General features: G+C 36.9%; 1 protein-coding gene and 1 pseudogene. Both read right to left on the bottom strand.

Annotated features, from left to right (window positions below; translation table 11 throughout):
- Nucleotides 1-218: family 1 glycosylhydrolase (locus LI288_RS14080; protein ID WP_227091074.1), on the bottom strand; the 218-nt coding region annotated here is incomplete at its 3' end.
- Between the two features lie 18 nt (nucleotides 219-236).
- Nucleotides 237-463: pseudogene (locus LI288_RS14075) on the bottom strand (PTS cellobiose transporter subunit IIC); the annotation flags it as partial.

The raw sequence follows: 463 nt of genomic DNA, 5'->3' as shown, positions 1-463 counted from the left end.
GTTTTTAGCCCCGCATCTTTCATTAAACGAATATCATTTTTGAAATCATTATAAAAGTTACTGGCCGTATCTGGACCTTGATGTTTATAGAAACTTTCAGGTTTGATTTCATAAAAATAATCAAACATATTGGCGTGTTTTTTATTAAAACGTCCTTCGGTTTGAGGGCCACTTGTTGCTGCCCCCCACCAAAAATCATTGGGGAATTTAATTTGCATTATTTTTTCCTTTGTTTTTTATAATGTTTCGGTACGATCAATGACTTTCAAGAACGGTAGCCAGATGAGCGCGATGACAATAAATTGGACTAATTGAAGTAGGGAGCCCATGATAGAATTTGTTGCTAAAAATCCTGAAAGGAATATCGGCATTGTCCAAGGAACTTGTGCCCCAGTTGTGAGTGGAACTAAGCCAGAAGCAAAACCGAGATAAGCAATAATAACAGACACAACAGGTGCTAAAA

It is taken from the genome of Lachnospira pectinoschiza (assembly GCF_020564355.1).
Taxonomy (GTDB): domain Bacteria; phylum Bacillota; class Clostridia; order Lachnospirales; family Lachnospiraceae; genus Lachnospira; species Lachnospira intestinalis.
This window is presented reverse-complemented; position numbering and strand designations above follow the sequence as displayed.